Origin of the sequence: Maridesulfovibrio pacificus (SeqCode), assembly GCF_048612815.1 — a bacterium.
Lineage (GTDB): Bacteria > Desulfobacterota > Desulfovibrionia > Desulfovibrionales > Desulfovibrionaceae > Maridesulfovibrio > Maridesulfovibrio pacificus.
Map to the genome: position 1 here is coordinate 1,676,373 of NZ_JBLZNE010000001.1, position 24,416 is coordinate 1,700,788.

The 24,416-nt window shown below is 45.6% G+C and carries 27 protein-coding genes; 11 read left to right on the plus strand and 16 right to left on the minus strand.

Annotated elements, in window-relative coordinates:
- Positions 1-165 precede the first annotated feature (165 nt).
- Both ACNI23_RS07840 and ACNI23_RS07845 read left to right on the plus strand, forming a co-directional pair.
- The gene (locus tag ACNI23_RS07840) at positions 166-921 is read left to right on the plus strand and encodes a substrate-binding periplasmic protein (protein WP_420247730.1); all 756 of its coding nucleotides are present in this window, start codon (positions 166-168) and stop codon (positions 919-921) included.
- Positions 922-1,347: 426 nt separating this feature from the next.
- Positions 1,348-1,596 (plus strand): helix-turn-helix domain-containing protein, encoded by a 249-nt coding sequence (locus tag ACNI23_RS07845; RefSeq protein ID WP_420250561.1) that lies wholly within the window; start codon positions 1,348-1,350, stop codon positions 1,594-1,596.
- Here ACNI23_RS07845 and ACNI23_RS07850 read toward each other — a convergent pair.
- Complete coding sequence (locus ACNI23_RS07850) at positions 1,581-1,970, minus strand: VOC family protein (RefSeq protein WP_420247731.1); 390 nt, start codon at positions 1,968-1,970, stop codon at positions 1,581-1,583. The two genes, ACNI23_RS07845 and ACNI23_RS07850, sit on opposite strands and share 16 nt — an antisense overlap.
- Positions 1,971-2,237: 267 nt before the next feature.
- On the opposite strand from ACNI23_RS07850, the gene ACNI23_RS07855 reads away from it, so the two are divergent.
- The 4 genes from ACNI23_RS07855 to ACNI23_RS07870 all read left to right on the plus strand — a co-directional run bounded on the left by ACNI23_RS07855 (position 2,238) and on the right by ACNI23_RS07870 (position 5,885).
- Positions 2,238-2,828 (plus strand): hypothetical protein, encoded by a 591-nt coding sequence (locus ACNI23_RS07855; RefSeq protein WP_420247733.1) that lies wholly within the window; start codon positions 2,238-2,240, stop codon positions 2,826-2,828.
- A gap of 40 nt (positions 2,829-2,868) precedes the next feature.
- The gene (locus ACNI23_RS07860; protein ID WP_420247735.1) at positions 2,869-3,723 is read left to right on the plus strand and encodes a GNAT family N-acetyltransferase; all 855 of its coding nucleotides are present in this window, start codon (positions 2,869-2,871) and stop codon (positions 3,721-3,723) included.
- A gap of 394 nt (positions 3,724-4,117) precedes the next feature.
- Complete coding sequence (locus ACNI23_RS07865; protein WP_420247736.1) at positions 4,118-5,044, plus strand: hypothetical protein; 927 nt, start codon at positions 4,118-4,120, stop codon at positions 5,042-5,044.
- 220 nt (positions 5,045-5,264) lie between these two features.
- Positions 5,265-5,885 (plus strand): LysE family translocator, encoded by a 621-nt coding sequence (locus ACNI23_RS07870; protein WP_420247737.1) that lies wholly within the window; start codon positions 5,265-5,267, stop codon positions 5,883-5,885.
- A 10-nt stretch (positions 5,886-5,895) separates the two neighbouring features.
- On the opposite strand, the gene ACNI23_RS07875 is transcribed toward ACNI23_RS07870, so the two are convergent.
- Positions 5,896-6,633: a substrate-binding periplasmic protein gene (locus ACNI23_RS07875; protein ID WP_420247739.1), complete on the minus strand. Its 738-nt coding sequence runs from the start codon at positions 6,631-6,633 to the stop codon at positions 5,896-5,898.
- Between the two features lie 156 nt (positions 6,634-6,789).
- On the opposite strand from ACNI23_RS07875, the gene ACNI23_RS07880 reads away from it, so the two are divergent.
- The 4 genes from ACNI23_RS07880 (at position 6,790) to ACNI23_RS07895 (ending at position 9,096) form a co-directional block, all read left to right on the plus strand.
- The gene (locus ACNI23_RS07880; RefSeq protein WP_420247740.1) at positions 6,790-7,401 is read left to right on the plus strand and encodes a hypothetical protein; all 612 of its coding nucleotides are present in this window, start codon (positions 6,790-6,792) and stop codon (positions 7,399-7,401) included.
- Between the two features lie 10 nt (positions 7,402-7,411).
- A complete protein-coding gene (locus tag ACNI23_RS07885) occupies positions 7,412-8,053 on the plus strand; it encodes a cyclase family protein (protein ID WP_420247741.1) in 642 nt (213 codons plus the stop codon).
- A gap of 229 nt (positions 8,054-8,282) precedes the next feature.
- Positions 8,283-8,531 carry a phage regulatory CII family protein gene (locus tag ACNI23_RS07890; RefSeq protein ID WP_015852347.1) on the plus strand — a complete coding sequence of 83 codons (249 nt, stop codon included), beginning with the start codon at positions 8,283-8,285 and terminating at the stop codon, positions 8,529-8,531.
- Positions 8,532-8,631: 100 nt separating this feature from the next.
- Positions 8,632-9,096: a phosphatidylglycerophosphatase A family protein gene (locus ACNI23_RS07895; RefSeq protein WP_420247742.1), complete on the plus strand. Its 465-nt coding sequence runs from the start codon at positions 8,632-8,634 to the stop codon at positions 9,094-9,096.
- Between the two features lie 117 nt (positions 9,097-9,213).
- Here ACNI23_RS07895 and pal read toward each other — a convergent pair whose 3' ends face one another.
- The 14 genes from pal to rsfS form a co-directional block, all read right to left on the minus strand.
- Complete coding sequence (gene pal, locus ACNI23_RS07900) at positions 9,214-9,804, minus strand: peptidoglycan-associated lipoprotein Pal (protein ID WP_420247743.1); 591 nt, start codon at positions 9,802-9,804, stop codon at positions 9,214-9,216.
- A 153-nt stretch (positions 9,805-9,957) separates the two neighbouring features.
- Positions 9,958-11,331, minus strand: a complete 1,374-nt coding sequence (locus ACNI23_RS07905; protein WP_420247745.1) for a protein tolB — start codon at positions 11,329-11,331, stop codon at positions 9,958-9,960.
- A gap of 15 nt (positions 11,332-11,346) precedes the next feature.
- A complete protein-coding gene (gene tolA, locus ACNI23_RS07910) occupies positions 11,347-12,291 on the minus strand; it encodes a cell envelope integrity protein TolA (protein ID WP_420247746.1) in 945 nt (314 codons plus the stop codon).
- A 23-nt stretch (positions 12,292-12,314) separates the two neighbouring features.
- A complete protein-coding gene (tolR, locus tag ACNI23_RS07915) occupies positions 12,315-12,731 on the minus strand; it encodes a protein TolR (RefSeq protein WP_015852352.1) in 417 nt (138 codons plus the stop codon).
- 3 nt (positions 12,732-12,734) lie between these two features.
- On the minus strand, positions 12,735-13,454 hold the full coding sequence (locus ACNI23_RS07920) for a MotA/TolQ/ExbB proton channel family protein (RefSeq protein WP_015852353.1): 720 nt from the start codon (positions 13,452-13,454) through the stop codon (positions 12,735-12,737).
- Positions 13,455-13,484: 30 nt separating this feature from the next.
- Positions 13,485-14,231 carry an SIR2 family NAD-dependent protein deacylase gene (locus ACNI23_RS07925; protein ID WP_420247748.1) on the minus strand — a complete coding sequence of 249 codons (747 nt, stop codon included), beginning with the start codon at positions 14,229-14,231 and terminating at the stop codon, positions 13,485-13,487.
- 9 nt (positions 14,232-14,240) lie between these two features.
- On the minus strand, positions 14,241-14,897 hold the full coding sequence (locus ACNI23_RS07930; protein ID WP_420247749.1) for a histidinol phosphate phosphatase domain-containing protein: 657 nt from the start codon (positions 14,895-14,897) through the stop codon (positions 14,241-14,243).
- Positions 14,898-14,906: 9 nt separating this feature from the next.
- Positions 14,907-15,386 (minus strand): bifunctional nuclease family protein, encoded by a 480-nt coding sequence (locus ACNI23_RS07935; RefSeq protein WP_420247751.1) that lies wholly within the window; start codon positions 15,384-15,386, stop codon positions 14,907-14,909.
- Positions 15,380-16,756 (minus strand): tRNA (N6-isopentenyl adenosine(37)-C2)-methylthiotransferase MiaB, encoded by a 1,377-nt coding sequence (gene miaB / locus ACNI23_RS07940; protein WP_420247753.1) that lies wholly within the window; start codon positions 16,754-16,756, stop codon positions 15,380-15,382. The genes ACNI23_RS07935 and miaB overlap by 7 nt, the downstream gene beginning before the upstream one ends.
- Positions 16,757-16,865: 109 nt before the next feature.
- Positions 16,866-17,180: a hypothetical protein gene (locus ACNI23_RS07945; protein WP_420247756.1), complete on the minus strand. Its 315-nt coding sequence runs from the start codon at positions 17,178-17,180 to the stop codon at positions 16,866-16,868.
- A 3-nt stretch (positions 17,181-17,183) separates the two neighbouring features.
- On the minus strand, positions 17,184-19,178 hold the full coding sequence (locus ACNI23_RS07950; RefSeq protein ID WP_420247759.1) for an RHS repeat domain-containing protein: 1,995 nt from the start codon (positions 19,176-19,178) through the stop codon (positions 17,184-17,186).
- A 189-nt stretch (positions 19,179-19,367) separates the two neighbouring features.
- A complete protein-coding gene (locus tag ACNI23_RS07955; protein WP_015852362.1) occupies positions 19,368-19,610 on the minus strand; it encodes a hypothetical protein in 243 nt (80 codons plus the stop codon).
- A 3-nt stretch (positions 19,611-19,613) separates the two neighbouring features.
- Entirely contained in the window at positions 19,614-21,146 is a 1,533-nt protein-coding gene (gene gpmI, locus ACNI23_RS07960) for a 2,3-bisphosphoglycerate-independent phosphoglycerate mutase (protein WP_420247761.1), read from the minus strand.
- 20 nt (positions 21,147-21,166) lie between these two features.
- Entirely contained in the window at positions 21,167-21,553 is a 387-nt protein-coding gene (gene rsfS / locus ACNI23_RS07965) for a ribosome silencing factor (RefSeq protein WP_420247764.1), read from the minus strand.
- Between the two features lie 929 nt (positions 21,554-22,482).
- Here rsfS and ACNI23_RS07970 point away from each other — a divergent pair.
- Positions 22,483-24,219, plus strand: a complete 1,737-nt coding sequence (locus ACNI23_RS07970; protein ID WP_420247766.1) for a beta-alanine-activating enzyme beta-propeller domain-containing protein — start codon at positions 22,483-22,485, stop codon at positions 24,217-24,219.
- Positions 24,220-24,416 lie beyond the last annotated feature (197 nt).

A 24,416-nucleotide genomic window follows, 5' to 3' on the forward strand; every position in this document is an offset into this window, starting at 1 on the left:
CAGGCCAATTTAGCACAGAAAAGACCGTCTAGAAGACGGTACAGCTCAGATTTCCAACCCCGCCCCAAGAACTAACTGTCAGTTCTTGGGGTTGGCTTTTCAAGCATTTGATTGCTGCAAGAAAGATGTCATGTTAAAGTAAATTTTTAATTGCAGGGATAAAATATGTGCTATCAATGGAAAATAAATTTATGCAAAATTTTAATAATAATTCTTTTGCTTGGTATAGCTGGAAACGCCCAAGCTTATGAACTTACCATTTTTGCAGACAACTGGCCTCCATATAATTTTAAGAAGAACAATAAGGTTGTTGGGATTAGCACGGAACTGATAGAAGCGGCACTACAAAAAGCTGAAATTAAATATAAAATTGTAATTCGTCCTTTTAAACGCGCCTTAATTACTGTTCAAAAAAATCCAAACACTATGCTCTATACTGTGGCACGTGTTCCTCAGCGCGAAGATTTGTATTCATGGATCGGACCTTTACACCCCAGAAAAGTATATCTCTTTAAGTTAAAAAATAGAACTGACATACAAATTGATAACGTAGAAGATATTAAAAAATATTATACCGGCGTTCTTTTGGGCGGATCTATTGAACATTTTTTTGTCTCCCATGCTTTCCATAATAAAAGCTACTATTCAGTAAGCAACTCTGAACAATTATTAAAAATACTCTTTAAAAAACGTATCGACCTTATTCCGGGAGACCCATTAGATTTGGCCTATCAAATGAATACTCTGGGATATAATTATTCAGAACTTGAAATTGCATACCTACTAACCGAGGAAGGCGGTTATTACATGGTAGCAAACAAAAAAGCTCCGGCGAACCTCCTAGAGAAGATACAGAAATCATTAGAAGAAGTTTTGGCAACAGGTCTCAGAGATCAAATCATAAAAAAATATGTGAAGTAAGCTATAAAAGATAACAAAATGATTCATGAGAACCCAATATTGGCAACATGGTCTTCCGTAGCTGAGACCTCTAAAATATTTCCCGTAATGCCCGACGGCTGCCGCGACTTGATCATCAAGCAGAACCCGGGCAGCCCGCCGCACTTATTTGTCTCGCACCTCATGTCCACACCCCAGAAAATATTCGCTCAAAAGGGCACTACATTCATCGGACTTCGGCTCAAGCCCGGAACGTCAATTGCGATGCACAGACTCAGCGGGCATCCCCTGCCGGATTCCATACAAGGGTTGACCGAAATAGCGTATGATACCGCTTCTATGTCTGGTAATGTTTCGGATATGATGCGCTGCTTAGCTTTGGCTACGTCACCTGCAACAGCTGCCGGTGATTTGGGTGTTAGCCTGCGTACGTTGCAGCGCCACACGATGAAGGAGACGGGGCGGCCCCCCGACTTTTGGCGCAGGCTGGCACGGGCACGAAAGGCAGCCCGATTAATCTTATCCGGAGCTCTTTTGCATGAAGCTGCCCAAGCGTGCCCTTTTTCAGACCAGGCCCATATGACACGGGAGTTAAAATGCTGGTTCGCCATGACTCCCGGAGAAATAGCCGCAAGTCGGGATGATAGCCGCCATCCGGCGTGGAGCATCTGCCACCTCGGCTATGATGCCCCGTAGACCGGCGAACAGATTTCGATCAGGTAGCCGTTGATATCCACAACGTAAGCTGTCGTCTGCCCCCAAGCTTCCTCGCGCACCTCTTGCACCACAGTAGCTCCGGCAGACCGTGCATCCTCAAGTGCGGCAACCACATCATCCGTTTCAAAAGCTATTTCAAAAACCGGAGATGACGGGTCCGGTGTTCCGGGGGATTTACCGAGCTCAGTCATAAGACGGCGCGATGAAAAAGACAGTGTCGTACTCCCGGTATCCAACTCGCCATAGTCTCCGGACTCATGGATCATGGTGCGTTGCAGGCCAAAAGCCTGCTCATAAAACTCGATACTGCCGGTCACGTCCTCAACGTAGAAAATGGTATATTTTAATTTCATTAAACTCTCCTTTTTTTCCAACTTACTACCTGTCCATATTTTAGTCTTGAATAATCGCGACAAAATTTGAAATGTGCACTCTAACTACGTTCGAGGGCTGACGAACAAGCCCATTGACGCTCAAGTCTTAGCGTTTTAAAACCTTAATCAATGTAATTAACTGACCAATTGCACAACAAATTGAAAGCCTGATGAATTGGAGTGTGATTGTTGCTGAGCAAGTCCGATCGCGTATTTTAAAAACAATTATTTTAAACGTAACTAATCATGACTACTGACATTCATACATTGGCAAAACATAATCAACAACGAGCACGTCGTGTCATTGAAGACACCAATATTATGCATATCTGGGCTAATTCGGGCATGAAAGCCGAGCTTGTTGGTTCTCTGCGCATGGGACTGATGATGTGCAAACTTGATATAGACATGCATGTTTACTCAAATCCATTCTCTCTTGAAGCCGGATTTGAAGCGATAACCCGCCTAGCGCAGAATCCCCGTATCCGGCGCGTCGAATACAAGAACCTGCTGGACGCTGAAGATCAATGTTTGGAATGGCATGCTTGGTATGAAGCGGAGGATGGAGACACTTGGCAAATCGACATGATGCAAATCCATACAGAATCGCCATATGCAGGATATTTCGAACGTGTCGCGGATGCTATCAAAGCAAAACTGACTCCTGAAAGCAAACAAACAATCTTGGATATTAAATACAGTATTCCTGAGGGAATAAGTGTCATGAGCATCGAAATATACCAAGCTGTGATTCGTGACGGCGTAAGCAACTTAGCAGAGTTCATGGAGTGGAAAAGTCGAACCGCGGCTCAAGAAATAATCCAATGGATGCCTTAACTCTGCAATAATAGAGACAAACCTAAAACGGAGGCATTCAATGGAAGATTTTACTATTCGCCCCATGGCTAGAGACGAACTGGACTGGGCTGTGGATATGGCAGCCAATGAAGGTTGGAATCCGGGCTTGAATGATGCCGAAGCATTTTATGCTCAAGACCCGGATGGATTTCTTGTTGGGTTGCTTAATAATTCGCCTGTCGGATGCATATCTGCTGTAAGCTATGGAGGGATCTTCGGATTTATCGGGTTCTATATTGTTGCCCCGCCTTATCGGGGAAAAGGTTACGGCATGCAACTCTGGCGAAAAGCCATGGAAAGAATGCAGGGGCATGTTATCGGCCTTGACGGCGTTTTCGAACAACAGGAGAACTACCGAAAAAGCGGCTTTGACTTCCAGTACAGTAATATTCGGTTTGAATTCCGCAACACTTTGCATTCAGCACCAACGCAATTACCTTCAGGGTTGATTAAAGCCGATCCTGCTATGCTGGGAGAACTTGTAGCTTATGAAGCCAAACTGTTTCCCCACTCAAGGGAAACTTTTTTATCCAAATGGTTGAACCTCCCAGACTCTGTAGCTCTTGCATCCCGCACAGGAGGGCGCATCAACGGATATGGCGTAATACGAAAATGCCGTTCCGGGAGCAAGATCGGTCCCCTATTTGCTGACAATCAAGAAGTTGCTGAATTTTTATTCCAGAACCTTTGTGCAGAGGCGGATGCCAATTCACTAATATATCTCGACGTGCCGGAAATAAATGACAAAGGCTTAGCCTTGGCAGAACGGTACGCCATGAAAAAAGTTTTTGGAACAGCGCGCATGTATGCGGGGACAGCTCCCGATTTGGATGTGAATCGAATCTTTGGTGTCACAACGTTCGAACTTGGTTGATCAAAGGAAATATTATATTTTCAGCTAAGATTTTATTCTATTACCGGAGAGACAGTACAAATTTTCAAATGTAGAGGGAAACTTCGTTTGCGAATAATTATTCACGAACTCAACAATCCCACATTTTTTTCTCCATCACTTATCTTTATTTACTTCTGTTCGATTAGCCTGAAACTTTTACAAAAAAACACATCATGGCCCGTAGCTATTATAGTTACGGGCCATATTAATTATTCCCAACTCCGCCCAAAAAAAGACACTAAAACGTTGTCGCAGTATAAAGATTTCTTGGCTCAATCAGGGCTATCATGATAAATTTGTACAGTTGAAAAGCCTTAAAATATCCTACCGAAATGGGTTGGAAATTTTAAGAATATATTCCTTGGGGATAGACATGACCAAAATAGAAGAAATACAAAAAAGAATCACCACAACCCCGAGTCGCGAAGACGTTAAAACATGCCTTCGGGAAGCCATTTCTTTGGCTAGAGGCCAAGATGCTCTTTTAAGCATACATTATTTAGCCCTCTCAATCTTTGGACTCCTTAAAATCAAAGATCTGACTAAGCCGGAAAAGAATGCTTTCAATGATAACATTGGAAGAATCTTGGGCAGAATTGACCTCATGCCTATTGTGAAAGAAGCCACCCGCGACGAGGATTCCCTGCTGACTACCTTTGAAAACAAAGGCCTGAAAAACATATTCGCCAGACTGCAAAAACTGAATAAAGACGTGAAAAAAGCAGAAAAAGAAGCAAATAAAAGAAAAAAAGTAGAGGATGAACAAAAAATACAAGTAGAGCTGACTGCAATATCCAGAGAACTGGCGAAAGGGAATGTAGCTGCAGCTAAAAGCAAAGCTGATCGCCTGATTGATAGCAACCCCAAAAGCAAATTCGAATTCTTAGATAAAATTATACCTGTTTTCGAAGAAAAAGAGTCGATCAAAGGTTGGTGGCACTATCTGCAACTGCGCTATGATCCAAATGAGTGCAATCTGGATGAAGCTAAACATTGTGCCTCCAAGGTTGCCAAGATCAAAACCCTTGATGACCCCAAAAATGCACAGGACTGGTTTCGCAACAATCTGGATTACCGCCTCAGAGTTTGGGAGCTAACCCCTAAAGAAGATCAAGCTGAAATTGATTCGATAGTAGAAGCTTGTTACAATCTAGCGATTTGTGTTTATTATTGCCGAGATGATATTAACGGCATGAAGCCACGAATCTTTGGACGTGCTTTGATAGAAGAAGGACTTAAATATGCGCCTGATTCTAGCCACTTAAAAAAGATGGCGAAAACATTCGGAGTCAGGATTTAAAAGTAACGTAGTCCATACTTTAAATTATAAAGCCGCCCATTTCATGCGATGGGCGGCTTTGCTATTGATGGTCTGCCATAGGCAAAAGCTTGTCAGAATCCTGATTATCAATGAGGTTGCCCTCTCCCTGAACATGCAAAGGACAGTTCTGTTCCACTGCCACTTGCCTCAAACCATTTCGTAACTATTATATCTGCAACCTAACCCAATGGAGCGGAATATGATCAGCTATGAATTTCTAATTACAGCACTAGTGGTGGTACTTATACCGGGCACAGGAGTTATTTACACTGTATCCAACGGTCTATTCCTAGGTAAAAAAGCAAGTCTTGCTGCTGCGGCCGGCTGTACAGCCGGAATAATCCCCCATCTAACAGCATCAACTCTGGGATTATCCGCAATCCTTCATATGAGCGCACTGGCATTTCAATTTATGAAATTTGCCGGAGCAGCATACCTGCTCTACCTCGCATGGCTTACATGGAAAGATACAGGTGGTTTAAGTTTCAACAAACCCGGCGAAAAGAATGATCCCCGGCTGTGGCAAATTGCTAAGCGGGGATTTCTCATAAATATCCTCAACCCGAAATTGTCCATATTCTTCCTTGCTTTTCTGCCTCTTTTCGTTCCGCAGGAAGCAAGCAATCCAACCCTGCACATGATTACCTTGAGCGTTGTTTTCATGGCGATGACCTTTGTCGTATTCATTGCATACGGCCTTTGTGCATCAGGTGTACGCCATCAAGTCATATCTTCACCTAAGCTTATACTCTGGATGCAAAGGTCATTTGCGATCATCTTTGCAGCTTTGGGACTGAGACTGGCAGCGGCTGAACAATAAGTTGACAGCCTTAACGGTATTTATCGTAAATTTTCGTAATTGTCCCGTCATTCAAAAGCTTGTCGATTGCCTTGTTGAACCTTGGAAGCATATACTGCTTGCTGGGTTGAAAACGAATCATCATGTCGAGAGAATCATAAGCTTTACCGACTATAAGCTTATCCTCAAGACCAAGCTCCCTGATCTGGTACAAGGCTGTATCTTTATTCATAAAAGCCTGATCCAAACGCCCGGCCAGAAGCAATTGCAATAATTTATCCTCATTTTCCAGCACATGAGTGTTTATTCTCCCATCGGCAAAGTACGCACTGTACACGGGATACTGATACCCCCGGACAACTCCTATGCTATTTCCAAGCAAATCTTGAGGGGTAACATCAGGAATAAATTTCTCTGTTCTAAACAAAATAATGGAATCAGATACAGCAAAAGGTTTACTGAAAACACCCAAAACCTTTGCTGATTGACGCCATGCCGGGTTAGACATGGGTTCAATATCGATTTCTCCACGATCAAATTTTCGCTGTGATCTATTAAACGGACATCTTACAAACTCAATGGTGTCCCCGGTTTCCTTTGCAAAGGCGTTGAAAAGATCTTTTACAATACCAGTTCTGGAGTCTCCTTCCTTGTAGTAATACGGCGGCAATGAACCCTCATGCAACATAACACGCAAATTTTCCGCAACACTTTCCCTAACAGAAACAACACTGATCAATAAAGAGAATATGACAAAACAAATCGCCATCTGCCTCATTTTTTGTTACCCCTCCCTATAATCCCCTCTTTAAAAAACAAACATGCTTTATACCGTAAAACAGTCTTCAAAACAATAGGACTTTAACCTATATTGATGCAGTATTTTTAAATAATAACACGACAATTTCATTTCAGGAGAAATAAAATGCTAGAAGCATTGTTCACTTCGTCTTCCAAGCTTCATAAACTCGGTACTATTGCACATGAAGATGCTGTATTTGTCTTGCCATTTATAGATAAAGAATTGACAAACCGGCTTGTCGAAGTTCTTGTGCGCAGGGCGTTGCACCCCGGCCTGCTGGTTCTTGTCGATGACGACGAACGTTTGGGCTTTATGAAAATTGCCAATTACGTGTGTTCTCATTCATCATCACGCTACTTCGGTTATCTTGCACAGGATGCATTTCCCGGTGACGGCTGGCTGCGCGCAGCAATACAGACAATGGACCAAAGTGGCGCATCGCTTCTGGCATTCAATGACGGTCGCTTCCATGGAACACTTGCGGTTTTCGGTATGGCCCGACGAACATGGCTTGCCAGCCTTTATCATAAATATTTATTTTTCCCCGGCTACAACAGCCATTTCGGAGACACCGAACTTACAGCCATTGCCCTTCACCAGAATAAATTAATCTACAACCCCGGGTGCCTTATGATAGAGGTTGACTATGAAAAACATACGCGCAAGAACAACCCGGACGACCAAAGTCTATATAAAATGCGTGAACAAAAGGGCTTTGGCGGGATCATAAAATAAAGAGGACACAATGCCAGTAATAGATCTTTCCCATACAATTAAAAACGGCATGCCCGTCTTTCCCGGAACAGAAACGCCCACTATTGAAGAGGTCTTCTCCCATGATATGCACGGATTTAGAGAGCACAGACTTAATATATTTTCGCACATAGGAACCCACATAGACGCACCAAATCATATGATTCCTGATGGTGAAACTCTGGATAGAATGGAAGTCAGCCGCTTTATCGGACCAGGGATATGCATAGATTGCACTCATAAGACGCCGGAATCACCTGAAATTAATATTGATGACCTCATTCCGTATGAGGCTGAGATAAGTGAATGCGACTTCATCCTTCTGAACAGTGGCTGGTACAAGAATTGGGGTAGGAATAGTTATTTTACCCGCTATCCGGCATTGAATGAAGCTGCGGGGCGCTGGCTGGTTGATTTTGACCTGAAAGGGGTAGGAGTGGACGTTATTTCTATCGATTCTGCAGAGATCAGCGGTTATGGAGTACACAATATTCTCTTGGAACAGGGGACAATCATCATTGAAAACCTAAACAACCTTCACCAATTGCCGGAAGACGGCTTTATCTTTTCCTGCCTGCCCCTCAAATTTGAAAGTGCTGACGGATCACCCGTAAGAGCAATCGCTACTTACTAACAAAAATGTATGTATATAGGAAGAATCACTGTAAAAATACAAAAACACAAAAACCCATACCACCCACATTAAAAACCCTCCACCCTACTCAAAAACCCTACCTTCAAATACAGTTCTAATCAGCTAAAATACGGACTTTAGCCCGTTTACAGAGAATCCTCCCAGCCACATAATGTAGTTGAAAAATGAGGGCAGCGACTAATCAGCCCTGCATCAAAGGAGGATTAAAATGAGCTATGAAACAATCACAAAAGTGACCCAGGATATTGTCCTTGAAGGGACCAAACCGGCCAAAGAAGTGGCCCAATCCATTGGCAAGCCCTACTCCACACTGCTGCGGGAAATCAATCCTTTTGACAACAACGCTAAGCTCGGAGCCGCCACCTTGATGGATATCCTCAAAACCACTCAGGAAACCAAACCTCTTGAATTTATTGCCGAGTCAATAGGATATACCCTCAAACCCCGTGTAAATTAAGCAAACAACAGCGACACATTTATAAGAAGAAGCCGGATTCATAATGAATCCGGCTTCTTCATTTCTGGACTTTTAACTACTTTACACCGATACTGCCGCCATGAAAAAAGTCAGCATAAACCTTACGCATGTGGCTACCCTAGGCCCTGTGGGGCATCTGCCGAAGGCTCCTGGTACATGGGGATCAGCCGCAGCTCTTATTACCGCACCGTTTTTGTTTCTACCTTTCCAGCTTCCCATCAGAATTCTCATTCTTGGGTTGATTTTTTACTTCGGGGCTAAAGCCTGCTCCGTAGCCGAAAAACAATTTGGAAAGAAAGATCCGGGCTGCGTCGTCATTGATGAACTACTGGGACAGTGGCTGGTATTTCTGCCTTTTCCTGCTGTTGTGGCATGGCACCTGATTGCAGGTTTCATACTTTTCCGAATCTTTGACATCCTAAAACCTTTTCCCATCAGACAGTCTGAGAAATGGCTCAAGGACGGTTGGGGAGTAATGATCGATGATGCCTTTGCAGGGCTTTACGCCATGCTTGTTCTAGGTCTGCTCCGATACCTGACCTAGATTCATCTCTTTAAAATTTTTAGAAGCGTTCAAATTCGTCATCAGGATTTGCCCGCTCAATAGCAAAATCCCCGGCTTCCTATGGAAACCGGGGATTTTACATGCTTTTTGATTAAACTAGTAAGTCAAACGAAACTGGGCTCTTCTATTCTTAGCCCATGCGGTTTCATTCTGACCGGGATCAAGGGGATCCTCTTCACCGAAACTAACAATACTCAATCTCTCAGGTGTCACGCCGAGCAGAATAAGAAACTCGTATGCTGCACGGGCACGACGCTCGCCAAGAGCAAGGTTGTATTCTTCGGTTCCACGATCATCGCAGTAACCTTCGATAACCATAGTAACGTTATCGTACTTCTTAAGAATTTCAGCCTTCTGCTGCAGTAAGGGGCGATACTCCTGCTTGATTTCAAAGGAATCGAAATCAAAATGGATCATATTTCCAAGCTCTACAACAGCATTATCAAATTCCTTTTTAGCGGCAGCAGCCTGACGCTCTTCTTCAAGGGCCTGCTCCTGGAGAGCTCTCTCTCTTTCCAAACGGGCCTGTTCTTCGTTCTTAAGCTGTTCGTTTTCCTGCTGCTGGGACATTCTTTCCTCTACAGCAGGACTGGCCGGAGAAGATTCAACTTGTTTCTTGGAACAACCAGCACCAAGACCGGCAATCAACATGAATACAACACACAATATTATCGCTTTAGCTCTCATTTGCCCTCCTGAATAAGGAACTTTTAAGGACAGGAGTTTGTCCACCCGCCAAGATACAATACATTAACTTAGACTTACAATATAACGACCCTAAAGTGTTTTGTAAAAAAATCAAGTCATGCTTGCAACAAAACGGTTAAATCACTCCTCAATTTATGATTTATGGGCCTTACCCCATGCCGGGGCCTTCGCAACACCGTTACCAGTAGGAACTAACATGGCCGGATCGCCATGTCTGGTGGTCAGATAAATCTTGTACTTACCGTTTCTACTGGAAGAGAAAGCTATGAAATAGCCATCTGGACCAAATGCCGGATCTTCATCATTGCCGGGACCAAAAGTCAGCTGCCTTTCCTGTCCGGTTTTCAAGTCATGCACAAATATGCGATGTCCCAAAGCGGTTTGACGTGAAAACGCAACGTATCGGCCGTCAGGGCTAATGGTCGGGTTAGTGTTGTATTTCCCTTCAGTCGTAATTCTGGTGACAACACCACTCTTCATATCCAGCAAAAATATATGCGGGTTACCGAACCTTGCGGAAGTAAAGACCATCTTCTCTCCGGTCCGGTCAAAATCAGGTGAAACCTCAATAGCCCAGCTTTTGGCAAGAGCCTTCTTGGGTTTGTAGTTTCCGTTAATCAGGAAAATATCAGAGTTACCATTCATGGTCAGGGTTGCAGCCATATTGCCGTCCGGGAGAAACTCCGGTCCGATAACGGTATTTCCGGGAAAGCTCTTCTGATCAATCTTTCCGGTTGCACGGTCCCAGACACAAAGCAGATGCTGACGTGATCCAAGACGCGTAAAAACCAGCCGGTTGCCATCAGGAGACCAGTTGGGACTGAGATTAATGCCGCCAAGTGAACTGATCTGCCTGAGATTGCGCCCCTGCGGGCTGACGGTATAAATCTCCTTATCTTTTCCTGTCTTACGCACAAAGGCGATTGAAGACTCAAAGAATCCGTCCCGTCCGGTAAGGATACGCATCAAGTGGGAGCTGAAACGGTCGGCAATCCGCGGCAACATTTCTTCGGTGACCATGGAATACTTTTTACCCAGAATGGTGCGTCCGTTGAATGTCCCAATGCAACGAATGAGCAGATTCTTCTCACCGTTGGGCCTGATTTCCCAACCAGTGGTCACGGCGAGGTCCACCTTGGAAAGCCTGAGCGGTTTAATATCAATATCACCGGGCCTTACTCCGCGAGAAGGATCACCACCCAGAATATCAGCTACAGGCACAATATTCAAAAAAGGCAGGAAAGCCAGGTCCTTGGCGAGGTCCTTATTAAAGGACACTGCCTCAGCTGGCAGAGGCAGATCCTTTTCCGTGGAACCTTCATATTTTCCTGCAGGCACGGTCTTGGGCGGCAGCAGGATGATATTCACCTTACGCTGACCGGGACCGTAAATATCCACAGTAAGAGTATCCGCTGCAAAAACATTTCCGGCAGCCAGAAGCATAAGCAACATAACCACCAGCAATCCAAAAGCGGATTTTTTTATACTGAACTTATTTTCTTTCATAATTAAGAACCTGCCCTACTGATCAAGATCATGCAGGTTAAAGTTTACAATGATGTTTCTGATCGATGTCCCCGGAGGCTTGGGCAACACTTCGGTATCGCGCAAAGCAGTAAGTACCGAGTCATCAAAATCAACATTTCCCGATGAATCGAGCAGTTTAATGTTGCTGATTTCACCGCTGGATTTCAACTGTATCTGTACTCGGGCCGTAAGATTCTGTTTTTGCCCGAAAACCGGATATCTCCAATTCTTGCGCACCGCTTCTTTGACGATTGAAGCGTAAACCTGAACCAACCCGGAAGCACCTGCGGTACCTTCAGCGGAACCGGTTACAGCAGTGGCTTTAGCACTCTCAGTAAGCGCAGCCAGATCACTTGCTACAGCCTGACGTTCGGCCTTCTCCTGTTTTTCAACAATCTTGGCTAATGAGGCGAGATCAGCGGCGAGGGCATCTTCCGCCGAAATCTCAGGTTTCTTTTCGACTTTCTTCTCTACCTTTTTAGGCGGCGTCTTTTCAGCCACTTTCTTTTTAGGCGGAGTTTTCTTTTCAACAGGTTTTTCTGCCTTTTTTTCCGGCTTTTTCTTGCTTGTAGTCTCTACTTTCTTGGATGAAATTTTAGTTGTATCCGGCTTGGGCTTCGCTATGGGTTTTGGCTTTGGTTTGGGCGCAGGTTTAGGGGCCGGAGCTTTAACTGTCTCAGGTTTGGCTTTGGGTACAACTTTCGGTTTAGCCTCAGGAATTGCAACGGCATTCGGTTTGGAAAGCTTGGCAGAAGGTTTCGGTGCAGGTGCTTTCTTAACAACCGGAGCAGCAGGCAGAGGGGCAAGGCTGACCAGATCAACCTTGTATACGGGCATATCGAGTGAAATCTTCACCGGAGGAGAGATAGACCACGTCAGGGCTAAAAATATCAGACCGGCATGGAGCAGTAAAGATATGAAAAGGCCGATGATTTTCATCTATAAATTCGCCTGTACCTTAGCTATTTCTTTTTCTTTTCAACAGGTTCTGCTACTACGCCAAGTCTGTCGATTCCGGCAGCCTTGATTTCACCCATGACTTTAACAACTTCACCGTAGGCAACATTCTTATCCGCGCGGAGAAAAAGCATCTTATTCTGCTTCTTAACCAGCTTTTCAAGATGGGCCTGCAATTCATCAAAACCGACCTTGTACTCATCAAGGAAAATCTCGCCCTTATCGCTGATTGAAAGCACGAGGTGTTCATTATCCTGCGGTAAAGAGCGCACGGTACGGGTCTGAGGCAAATCAACTTCAACCCCTTGTGTCATCAGCGGGGCTGTAACCATGAAAATGATCAGCAGAACCAGCATGACATCAACAAAGGGGGTAACGTTGATCTCAGCCAACATTCCCCGGTTATTGGTGGAAAGTCCCATATACTACTCCTCTGAGGCTGAACTTTTACCGGAAGGCTCAACCCATGACACTTCTCGTTCCACACGGTTGAGGAAAGTACCTGCAAAGTTGACCAGCTCTGTCTCAATGCCGTTCAGCACGCCGAGGAAAAAGTTGTAGAAGATGGTTGCGGGAATTGCGACACCCAGACCGATGGCAGTTGCCACCAGAGCTTCAGAAATACCGGGAGCAACTGCTGCCAGTGCGGCTGATTTGGCAGAACCGATAGCATGGAAGGAATTCATAATCCCCCAGACAGTACCGAACAGGCCGATAAAAGGAGCACCGTTCGCGCAGGTTGCCAGAAAAGAAAGTGAAGATGTCAGCTTTTTCAATTCAGAGCTGACCTTGCGACGCAGAATTCTGCGCAAAGTATCTTTAATCAGGCGACGCTTGTGGCTGGCACTGACCGCAGATTTTTCCAGCACACGGTATTCCTTCACCGCTGCGGTTCCGATACGGTTCAATGGGGAGCCTTCAGTCTTGCTGATTTCAGTCAGACCGGAGGAAAGGGAATCAGCTTCTTCCATAATCTTGTTACCCTTAAGAATCAGGGTTCGTGCCCTGCCAAGGGAGATCAGTTTCCAGAAGATGATTGTCCAGCTCCAGAGGGACATGGCAGCAAGTAAGCCAAGCACACATTTGACCACAATGGTGGCCTGATCGAGCATCGCGAAAATTCCGCCCTGAGGTAAGAAATCCATACTTCACCGCACCTTTTAATATAATTTATTTCAGCTTAAGTTCTGCACAATTGCAGGCAGAACATCTTCCGCCGCGCCTTGAATAAACACATCGCTGAACGAGGTGTAGGCAGACGGAGCCTTGTTTATCTCAATAATTAAGCCCCCTGCCTCCTGTATCCTCGGCGGGATCAGGCTGGCGGGAACAACTCCACCGGAAGTTCCGGCAACAATGACCAGATCGGACTGGTCGGCAAGCTCAAAGGCCGCTTTATAGGCTTCGGACGGAATCTGTTCTCCGAAGAAAACCAGATCCGGCCTTATCACCCCGGAACATTGCGGACAGCGTACCGGCAGTTCACTCCCGGACTCAATCCGCTCGGCAGGAAATGGAGCAAAGCACTCCATGCAATAAAAATCGCTGCAATTTCCGTGAAATTCAATAACGTTCACTGATCCGGCCCGCTGGTGCAGACCATCGATATTCTGGGTGATCACTCCCTGCAGGTAACCGTCTTTTTCCAACTGAGCCAAGCCCGTATGACCTGCATTCGGTTCGGCACTTTTGAGCATGGAATCCGCTTCAAGCAAAAATTTCCATACCGTTGCCGGATCAGACTGCAAGGCCCGGATTGAAGCCACTTTTTCAGGATCGTGCTTCGACCACAGCCCTCCCGGACTGCGGAAATCGGGTATACCGCTGGCAACAGACATCCCCGCACCGGTCAAAGCAATGGCGCAACGTGCCTTTTTAATCAGCTCTGCTGCCTGCTCTATTCGGGGGGTAAGGTCGCCCATGCTGCAACCCTATGAACGTTTCATTATTTTCTGAACCAGCTCGCGGGAATTTTCCTCGGCCTGAGCATATTCTTCAAGGCTGAGCCCCGCGCCCAAAGCAATCTTACGGCGCATTTCAAGCCCGACCAGATCACCGGGAGCGTGAGCATCGTTGTTGATGACCAGCTTAGCCCCGTGCTTGCGGGCCAGTGACGCCACATGACCGTTAGTCAGGCTGTGCCCCTTGCGGGTGGTAATTTCCAGACAGACTCCATACTCAGCAGCCAGCTTTACTTCCACGTCGGTAATCAAGCCAGGATGGGCCAGCACATCTACCTTGGCCTCAATTGCGGCGAGGTTTGTACCTTCGGCAACAGGTTCTACTATGGTTTCACCATGCACAACCACAATCTGAGCACCTGATTTGCGGGCGTGTTCAGCCATTTCACCGATCAGCCCCGGAGGGACATGAGTAAGCTCTACTCCGGCAAAGACATCAACATCAAAATAGTGACCGTGTTTCTTTGCAAATCTGCGAATATTTTCAAGAATAATATCAATATTGCTGGAATCGGCATGATCGGTCATCGCCAAAGCACGGTACCCCGCAACTTTAGCCCGTCTTGCCAATTCCGCAGGGATAAGCTCCCCATCACTGAAAACAGTATGAGTGTGAAAATCTATCATCGGATTGCCCTACATTTTATATTTAAAGTCATCAGGAGAAAGTCCTTCGAGATCGTCTTCCCAACCGGACTTTTCCTCAACTTTTTCTTCAATATCCCTCGTTCCGGCCACATCAAGAACCTTTTGGCTCACACGTACCGGACAGTCGGCACGAACAGCGATAGCCACAGCATCCGAAGGACGGGAATCAATTGCCACCATCTCACCGTCCTTGCGGACCATGATTTCGGCATAAAAAGTTCCCTTCTCAATATCAACAATATCAACGGACACGAGTTCACCGCCAAAAGTGGCGATGGTGGATAAAAGCAGATCATGGGTCATAGGTCTGGGAAAAGACACTTCATTGAGTACCATGGAAATTGCCATGGCCTCCATCGCTCCTATCCAAATGGGCAGGACCACTCCCAGTTCTTCGCTTTTCAAAACCAGAACCGGGGTCTCAGTATCGTTTTCCACCGCCAGACCGTAAACCTGCATTTCTACCATGGTTCTCCCACCTTCGCCCCAACAAGGGAATGATTCTTGGCTTCGGTAATCTTCACCTTGACCAGTTTGCCTCCGAGCTTCTGCTCTTCACCATAACCCGCAAAGTGAACATTGACCACCCGGCCTCCCGGATCTTTACCGCGCCATGTCATTCCACCTTCTTCCTGTCGCTTGCTAAGGCGTTCCAGCAGGACCACAGTTTCATGGCCCTCTAAAGCTTCTAGACTTTTTCTAGTAATACGCTTTTGTCTTTCCTGCAAGCGGGCAAGGCGAGCCTGAGCAACATCTTCGGGAACTTTCGGCTTCATCTTAACAGCCGCAACGCCCGGACGGTCAGAATATTTAAAGGAAAAGCTGCTTTCATAGCGCACCCTTTCCAGCATATCCATGGTCTGCTCAAAGTCTTCGTCAGTCTCGCCGGGGAAGCCAACGATCAAATCAGTAGTCAGAGAAATATTCGGGCAGGCTTCTTTAAGCCCTTCTACAATTCCCAGATAACGTTCGCGATCATATTTGCGACCCATTTTCTTCAAAATACGGTCTGAACCGGACTGCACGGGCAGGTGCAAACTGGGGCAAAGATTAGGCAGCTCACCAAAAGCCTTGATCACTTCAGGTGCAATGTCCTTAGGGTGGGAAGTGGTGAAGCGGATGCGTTCCAGTCCTTCAATGGCAGAAATCTTATAGAGCAACTGCGCGAAAGAAATATCGTCGCCCTTTTTATCTATGCCGAAGCTGTTCACGTTCTGGCCCAGCAAAGTAATCTCGCGGACACCGGACTTAACCAAATATGCGCATTCCTTGATCACAGCTTCCGAAGAACGGGATTTCTGACGGCCACGAGTGTACGGCACGATGCAATATGCGCAGAAGTTATCGCAGCCCTGCATGATATTCACAAAAGCCTGACCGGGAATGGTTCCGATTCCCGGAGGAATCAGGTCCGCATTGGGCTGAACTTCACCGCCCTCACGTTCCGGGTAATCCCCAAGGAAATCGGTAAGGACCAGACGTTTTTCATGATTAGCTGCAAGGTCTTCCAGCGCGTCCGGCGTCTGAGCAATACCGTCGCTGCCGAAAACAAGACGCACGTGCGGAAACTTCTCAAGGAAGCCGTCACCGATCTGCTGCGCAACACAACCGCCCACAGCGACAAAGCTGCCCGGGTTCTTACACAGCGGAGCCAGTCGACCCAGCACGCTATAGACTTTCTGTTCCGGTTTATCGCGCACAGAACAGGTGTTAATAATAAATATATCTGCTTCAGATTCTTCAACAGCTGTCCAGCCACGGCTCTCCATGGCCCGGATCAGCCAGTCTGAATCGTGAACGTTCATCTGACATCCGAATGTTAGTACTGTAAATTTCATACCCGGCTCATACGCTATATAAATATGATGGTAAAGCTTGGGGAGGTGGGTTTGGGTGGCGAGTTTAGGGATAAAAATAGCCCCCGAACTGAAGTCCGGGGGCTGGTGATTATTTGATAATATTCTCTTCGCTGAATGGAATGCCTTTCATGCAATGACGACAGTACACCTTTGGTTCAGACGATAAGTAGTAAAATGCTGGTGTTAGGAACAAAAACTCAAAGGTATAGTGAATTGTATTTCCAACAATAATATCAAAAATCAAACTTGACCCCGATATACACAACCACGACACACCTAATTGTGTATATGTTGTAGCTTTAATTTCTTTTTTACATTCAGGACATTTGATTTTTTTGGTAAACAAAATACCATAAACAACAAGTAAAACAACTACACTAATAGTTACTGTCCCACTACTCATGACCTAATTCCTGTATCTATTCCTAAATTTATCAAAAGAATCGTCCTTAATTTTATCGCGTTGGTCTCGAAAATGTTCTTCAGCTTTTTCAGCTGCAACATTTCTAGATTTTTTTTGATCCTTAATCGCACCGCCCAAACCTTCCAACATACCTAACGCTCCGCCAACCATACCTAAAGGAGTACCTGCAAGACCATATTTCTTAAAGCCATCATACGCAAAAGAAATGCCCCTATTACGCCCTCCTTTCATCATCGCATTAAACATTCCCTTATTCTTTTCACTCACATAACTCTCAAATTTAATAGCATTCTTCTCATCACCTTGAAGAGTATCAATTGTTTTTGCAACTGCCTTACCTGCTGCTTCCCAACTTTCTTCCATAGCCTCGCCTACGCTATCGGCAACATCGGCAACTGTTGTAAAAAAACCTTTATCCTTTTTGTCCTCATCCTTATTCATAAGAGAAGCACGCCGCTGATTATCCAAATGTGCTTCATCCGCAGCCTTACGATCCGCCTTCGCCTGGAGGCTGGCATCAAATTGAGCCTGCTTTTGCGCCAACCCATGAGCCAGTGTGTCCGCTTTCTGCCCAGCCTGTGCGCTTGATTGATTCAGATGATCTAAAGATTGCTGAGCACCTTTCTCAAAGGTCGCGTTGTTTTTAGCATTTTGCCCACCATTTCTGGAATTTACATTCCCTCCTTTTCCACCGGGAGTACCCCCACCCCAAAGACTACCTGCGAAGCTCGAGCCGTCAAGATCAACACTAGATCCAACATAATCACTAAAACTCGGCCCTGCGTAACCTGTCTGTCCATTATAGCCACCAAGTTCCGATAGCGACGAACCACCGGAACTTGAAGACGCTCCTCCAAGGGTATCAGATTTAGCACTTTCCCCGCCTCCGGGAGAATTGCTACTTTCTGCTCCGTCATCTCCATCTTCACTCTCATCCTGCAACCCAATCCGATCAATAAAATTAACCGGATCATCAGCACAATACCCATAAACATCAACATCTCCGCCAGCCAATCCCAGCGGATCAGGAGTTATGAACCGCCCGATGGAGGGGTCATATTCACGGAATCCAAAATGAACCATCCCGGTATCCTTATCGTACAATCCGGCGGCAAAGCCGAGCGAGATGTCCATTCGTTTATTGGTATCGATAATCAGATTTCCAAACGAATCGCGTATAATCCGCTTTACCTCATTTCCATCAGCGTTAGCAACTATATTAATAGTTCCAACCTGATCGGTGGCGAAATAATAAACATTTTCGTTGAAGCACATGGCAGTAGGATCACCGTTTTCGTCATACGCGAACTCTTTGCGATTGCCATAATTATCAGTCACAGCGGCGAGGGAAATGAAATCATACCAGAGATAGCTTTCCAGCTCCTTACCATTGATAGATTTTGCGATCCGCTTACCTTCCGGATCAATGGTGTAGCTTATGCTTCTACCATCGGGCAGTTTAACCTGCTCCAACTGCCCGGAATGATGATAGCTGAATTCGGTTACTTCCGAGCCATGCTTTTTCTTAATCAGACAACCATATTCATCATAAAAAAATTTCACATTCCCAGCCTGTTCCAATCGCAAACCCAGACCGTAGCGAAAAGTGCGCTGCGGCATGCGCGCTGTGGAACTGAAATAACGTTCACCGAATTCTCCATACAAATATTCTTCAATCAGCCTTTCAGCACTCCAGACTTTATGCAGCCTGCCTCCTTCATCGTATTCGTATTTCAGGTCCTGATTGAAATTTCCAAATGCAATCTGTCGCTCGGAAATGCGCCCATTTCCATCACACTTAGTTCTCAGCATCGAAAACGGATCTGATGTTCCCGGCACTGTGAACGAAGTTACACGGACATCATCTCCGCTATTAAACTCAACATTATCGCGCTCAAATTCATCAAATAAATCTGCACCTGTTCCGGTCTGGGGTGTGCGTGTTCTTATCTCCTTTTGGAAATTGTTTAATGACATTATATCCCTCCGAATTAAAAGTTTTAGGATCAGCCCTGAATCACTATGATTCAAAGCGACTATTATCCCTCACACTTTTAATTTACCTCTCATCCCGGTCCTGAATCAGAGAACTCAGGTCCGCAACAGACAAAAAAAAGAGCTTCCTGCTCACGCAGAAAGCTCTTCTCAATTCATATTTACTACAATCTAAAAGAAATCAGGATCAACAGCAGCCTTGCCGTTTTCAAGCATGGTCTTGTAAAACCTGATAATCTTTTCATCCACCGGAACTATTGGAAAATTACGGCGGCAGGCATCGCAGGTCGCCATTGCTGGCTGAGTCGGTGCGATGTAAGGCACTTCCCGGCCGCAGAACGGACAGGGAAACATAAAAATTATCTCCATCCCGCTAGGCTTGACCGGAGATAAAGGTTTACGGGATTCAGACATCAATTATCCTTTTAAAAGATCTTTACCGGTCATTTCTTCGGGAACGGAAATGCCCATGTGATTCAAAATTGTGGGGGCGATGTCACAAAGCGCACCTTCAGAAGGAGTCACGTCTTCAAACGCTTCACCGATGAATACCAGCGGCACGTTGTTCAGGCTGTGCGCAGTCTGCGGGCCACCATTTGCGTCAATCATTTCTTCGGCATTACCGTGGTCGGCAGTCAGCATAATTACACCGCCCTGCGCTTTCACTGCTTCTACAATCCTGCCGACACAAGCATCAACAGTCTCGCAGGCTTTTATCGCCGCCGGGATGATGCCGGAATGACCGACCATGTCGAGGTTGGCAAGGTTGCAGATGCACAGCGAATATTTGGGCAATGCTTCAATCAGCTTTTCAGTCACTTCCTCGGCGCTCATCTGCGGCTTGAGGTCGTAAGTTGCAACTTCGCGCGGGGAAGGCACGAGGATACGGTCCTCGCCTTCGAAAGGCTCTTCGCGACCGCCGTTCATGAAATAAGTTACGTGTGCATATTTCTCGGTTTCGGCAATACGCAGCTGCTTCAGCCCGTTCTCCGCAATAACCTCTCCGATAGGATTGCTGATATTCAGCGGAGGAAAGGCATTGGGGAAACTGAAATCAGACTCATACTGGGTCATAGTCACAAACCCGCTGAACTCAGGTGCCTTGGGACGATTGAATTCGCTAAAATCTTTCATTGCAAGCACCCGGCAAAGCTGACGGGCACGGTCGGCGCGGAAGTTGAAGAAGAACACGCCGTCGCCGTCTTTCAAGGTTCCGTCTACACCGGAAACAAGGCGCGGCTTGATAAATTCATCAGTCTCTCCGGCAGCGTATGCTTCCTCAACACCTTTAACAGGATCGGAAACTTCCTGTCCTTCACCGAGAACCAGCGCCTTGTAGGAAAGTTCATTACGCTCGTAATGTTTATCACGGTCCATGGAATAATAACGACCGGAAATAGAGGCCACTTTACCGGCCCCGATTTCAGCCATTTTATCCACCAACTGCTGCATGTAAACCTTACCGCTGGTAGGTGAGGTATCGCGGCCATCCATGAAAGCATGGACGAATATTTCTTTGATACCGGCATCCTTAGCCACTTCAATCAATGAAAAAAGATGATTGATGTGAGAATGCACTCCGCCGTCGGAAAGGAGCCCCATGAAATGCAGACGACCGTCCGCGGCTTTGACATTATCCATGAGGCTGCTGATTACCTTATTGGCTGCCAGCTCTTGCTTCTCAATAGCAATGTCAATGCGGGTCATGTCCTGATAAACAACCCGGCCTGCTCCGATGTTAGTGTGACCTACCTCGGAGTTACCCATGAATCCATCAGGAAGCCCCACCGCACGTCCAGCACATTTGAGCTGGGTCCGGGGACAGCTTTCCATCAGCCCGTCCAGAACGGGAGTGCTGGCAAGTTTGACTGCGTTGCCTTTACCTTCAGGGGCAATTCCCCAACCGTCCAGAATAAGCAGAACGGAAGGAGCACCGGTTTGTTGTGACATGTTTCTATCCTTGCGCAGAATTAATCCTGCGGCTTGAGATTTAAATCCATTCTGGTGCCTTCGGACCAGAGACCTTCCACGTTGTAAAAACCGCGGTTATCTTCCTGAAAAATGTGTACGATAATATCGTTCAGATCGAGAAGGATCCAGTCTCCGGTTTTGTAGCCTTCCATACCGAGATATTCGATCTTTTCCTTGGAAAGCTGCTCCAGAACGAAATCAGCCAGAGCCTGTGCATGGCGCACACCTTTTGCTCCTGCAACCATTACCACTTCGGCAATGGGGCAGATTCCCTGTACGTCTACAGCGGAAACATCACTGGCCTGTTTTTCATCCAACCATTCAGCAACAAGCTGAACTTTATCCTTAGTATCGATCTGTTTAAATTTCTTTTCTTTAGTTTTCATTCTTTTGGTTTAATTAACCGGCGTCTTCCCCTTTCGGAAAACGCGCTTGAATTCGGAGCACAAACAGCGGGAATAAAGGGCTTAACACCCCTGCGTGCCGGAGGTCCGTTACTCCCGGCCAGACGCAGTTCTCACATTTCGTCCAAAGTACAATATGATTATATAGAGAATTTACGTCCGCTACGCAATGCATCTATAGCGGACTTTTAAATCATTTTCAATTGTGAAAATTATTTTCGAACCTGAAAACAAACACATATGCAAAACCTCAACTCCAAGCATATCAAAAAAGACCTTTAAAGCATAACCCCTTTTGTACCTTTTCATCTTACAGGTCGGCTATAATCATGGGACTTCCCGCCATCTTACCATGCTCAGATTAAAGCTTCTGAATACGCTGACACAATGCTCTGTGTTCAATAGCTCTTTAATCCTTCGTTTTTCATCAGTCAAAATTCCATTTTCCTGTCCGGTAAATGCATTTCCACCGTTACGGGAAATATTCAAGGCGCCAAAGAATATTAGGGTAGATCACAAGACCACCAGCAACTTCGTATGAGTATCGTTTAAATTCTGAATCGTAATTCCGTCGTTTGGATTTGGGCTTTAGCTTCTACTGTGAAAATCAGGATAGCTACTTAAACTCGTGTCCACAGATCAATATTATTGCAGGATCATGGAGGATTGTACGTCTTTTGGCGGACAGACATAAACGCAACTGAGGTATATAAGCTTCGCATAGCATATAAATTTATTTCTGATGATAGCTATATAAAACTAGACAGATTTAAATTGGTACAAAACGGCTATTCTTCTTTGGTTTTAGTTTATTATAACATTAAAATGGCCCGAGCTTGTTTAGGAAAATTAATTTCTTATGCGGTTTCATCACGGAAACAATCTCCGGCTAAGAGCACAACACCAATAATATGATCTTACCCTCACGATTTTATATTTCACGAATAAATAGGTTCTCGTATGTTTTAGCGGTTATCCTGACCGCAATATTGTTGCACTCTACTGCATTTGCTGCTCCGGGTGATAAGAAGTGGGAGTACAGTACCGGTGATGAAATAGAATCTACCCCTGCAATTGACAGTGCCGGCACCCTTTACTTCGGGTCAACGGATAACAAACTGTATGCTATAAATCCGGATGGTACAAAAAAATGGGAATTTGCCACTGGCGATTCTATTCGATGCTCTCCAGCTATTGCGGATGATGGCACAATCTATATCGGGTCAAGTGATAAGAAGTTGTATGCGTTAAATACGGACGGTACAAAGAAATGGGAATTCAGCACGGGAAGTTATGTCGTCTCTTCTCCCGCGATAGCCGCAGACGGAACCATTTACGTCGGATCATATGACGGCAGTATGTATGCGTTAAACCAGGATGGCACAGAGAAGTGGGCGTTTGCCTCCGAAGGAATAATAAGGACTTCTCCGGCGATTGCCGGAGACGGGACGATTTACTTCGGGTCAACGGATAAAAAACTGTATGCCATAAATCCGGACGGTACAAAAAAATGGGAATTTACCACTGGCGGTAGCGTATACTCTCCCCCATCCATTGCCAGTGACGGGACTGTTTATTTTGGATCGCATGATACGAATTTGTATGCATTAAATCCTGATGGCACAAAAAAGTGGGAGTTTGATACAGGAGCTGGGTCTTTAGGCTCTTCTCCTGTAATAATGGAAGACGGCACAATTCTCATTGGATCAGCCGATACTAATCTTTATGCAATAAACCCTGACGGCACAAAAAAATGGGAATTTTCCACGACCAACCATGTAAACTCTTCATCCGCCATTGCTGGTGATGGAACCATTTATGTCGGATCCACAGATACAAAACTGTATGCAGTAAACCCGGATGGCACAAAAAAATGGGAATTTGTTACCGGAGGCGGCATAGAGGGGTCTCCGACCATTGCCAGTGACGGAACTGTTTACATAGGATCGTATGACGGCAAATTATATGCAATAGAAAGCGATTCTGGAGAATTGGCATCCACCCCATGGCCAAAATTCAGAAAAGATATTAAAAATACGGGGCGTAAAGAGCCCAGCGATGTACAGGCAAGCCAGACTCAAGCTGATGGCGTAGTTGTTGGGATACAGAACAGCTGCTCTAAAGAGCTGGATGCCACCGATCTTGATTCCAAATATCGGTCAGGAGGAGTCATTCCCAAGACGGAAGTGATTTCTTTCAATGCCACAGTGAATTCCAACGGTGCTGCGGCAACATTCAGAATCAGTTCCACAACTATTCCGACAGGTAAGGTTTCAGATTTAACTATGCTGAAGTTATATGACACCAATGGTACCTCCCGTGCTTTCAACAGCTATGCCCTTTCAGGACCCGAATACAATCTTGATGGACATTGGTGGCTGGCTGATTCAGATGATAACCACATGGCTCTGACAGACGACACAACCTTGGGCACCCAATATTATGTTTATTTTGTAATCAAAGACAACGGTGATTACGATGAAGACAGAGATCTTGGGGAAATATCCGATCCGGCTGTCGTGGGTGTAAACTCTTCCAGTGCTGGAACCGGGTGTACACTCAATCCCCGTTCGGGATTTGGGTTTGAATGGTTTTTGTTAGGGATCAGTGTTTTTCTGATGTTCCTTCGAGGGCGTTTGACACGATAAAATGGCAGTCACTTTTTTTTGGCTTTCATGATTAGCTGATAATTCACTTATGTTTATATGTTTTTGTAAACCATCCCGCTTGACGGCGGGCAAACACTTATGCATTATACACGACATGCTTAACCACGACCTTTTTTCCTTTTTCTTTTTTTTCTTTTTTAGGACTGAAATATAGTCATCCCGTGGTTATGGAAAAA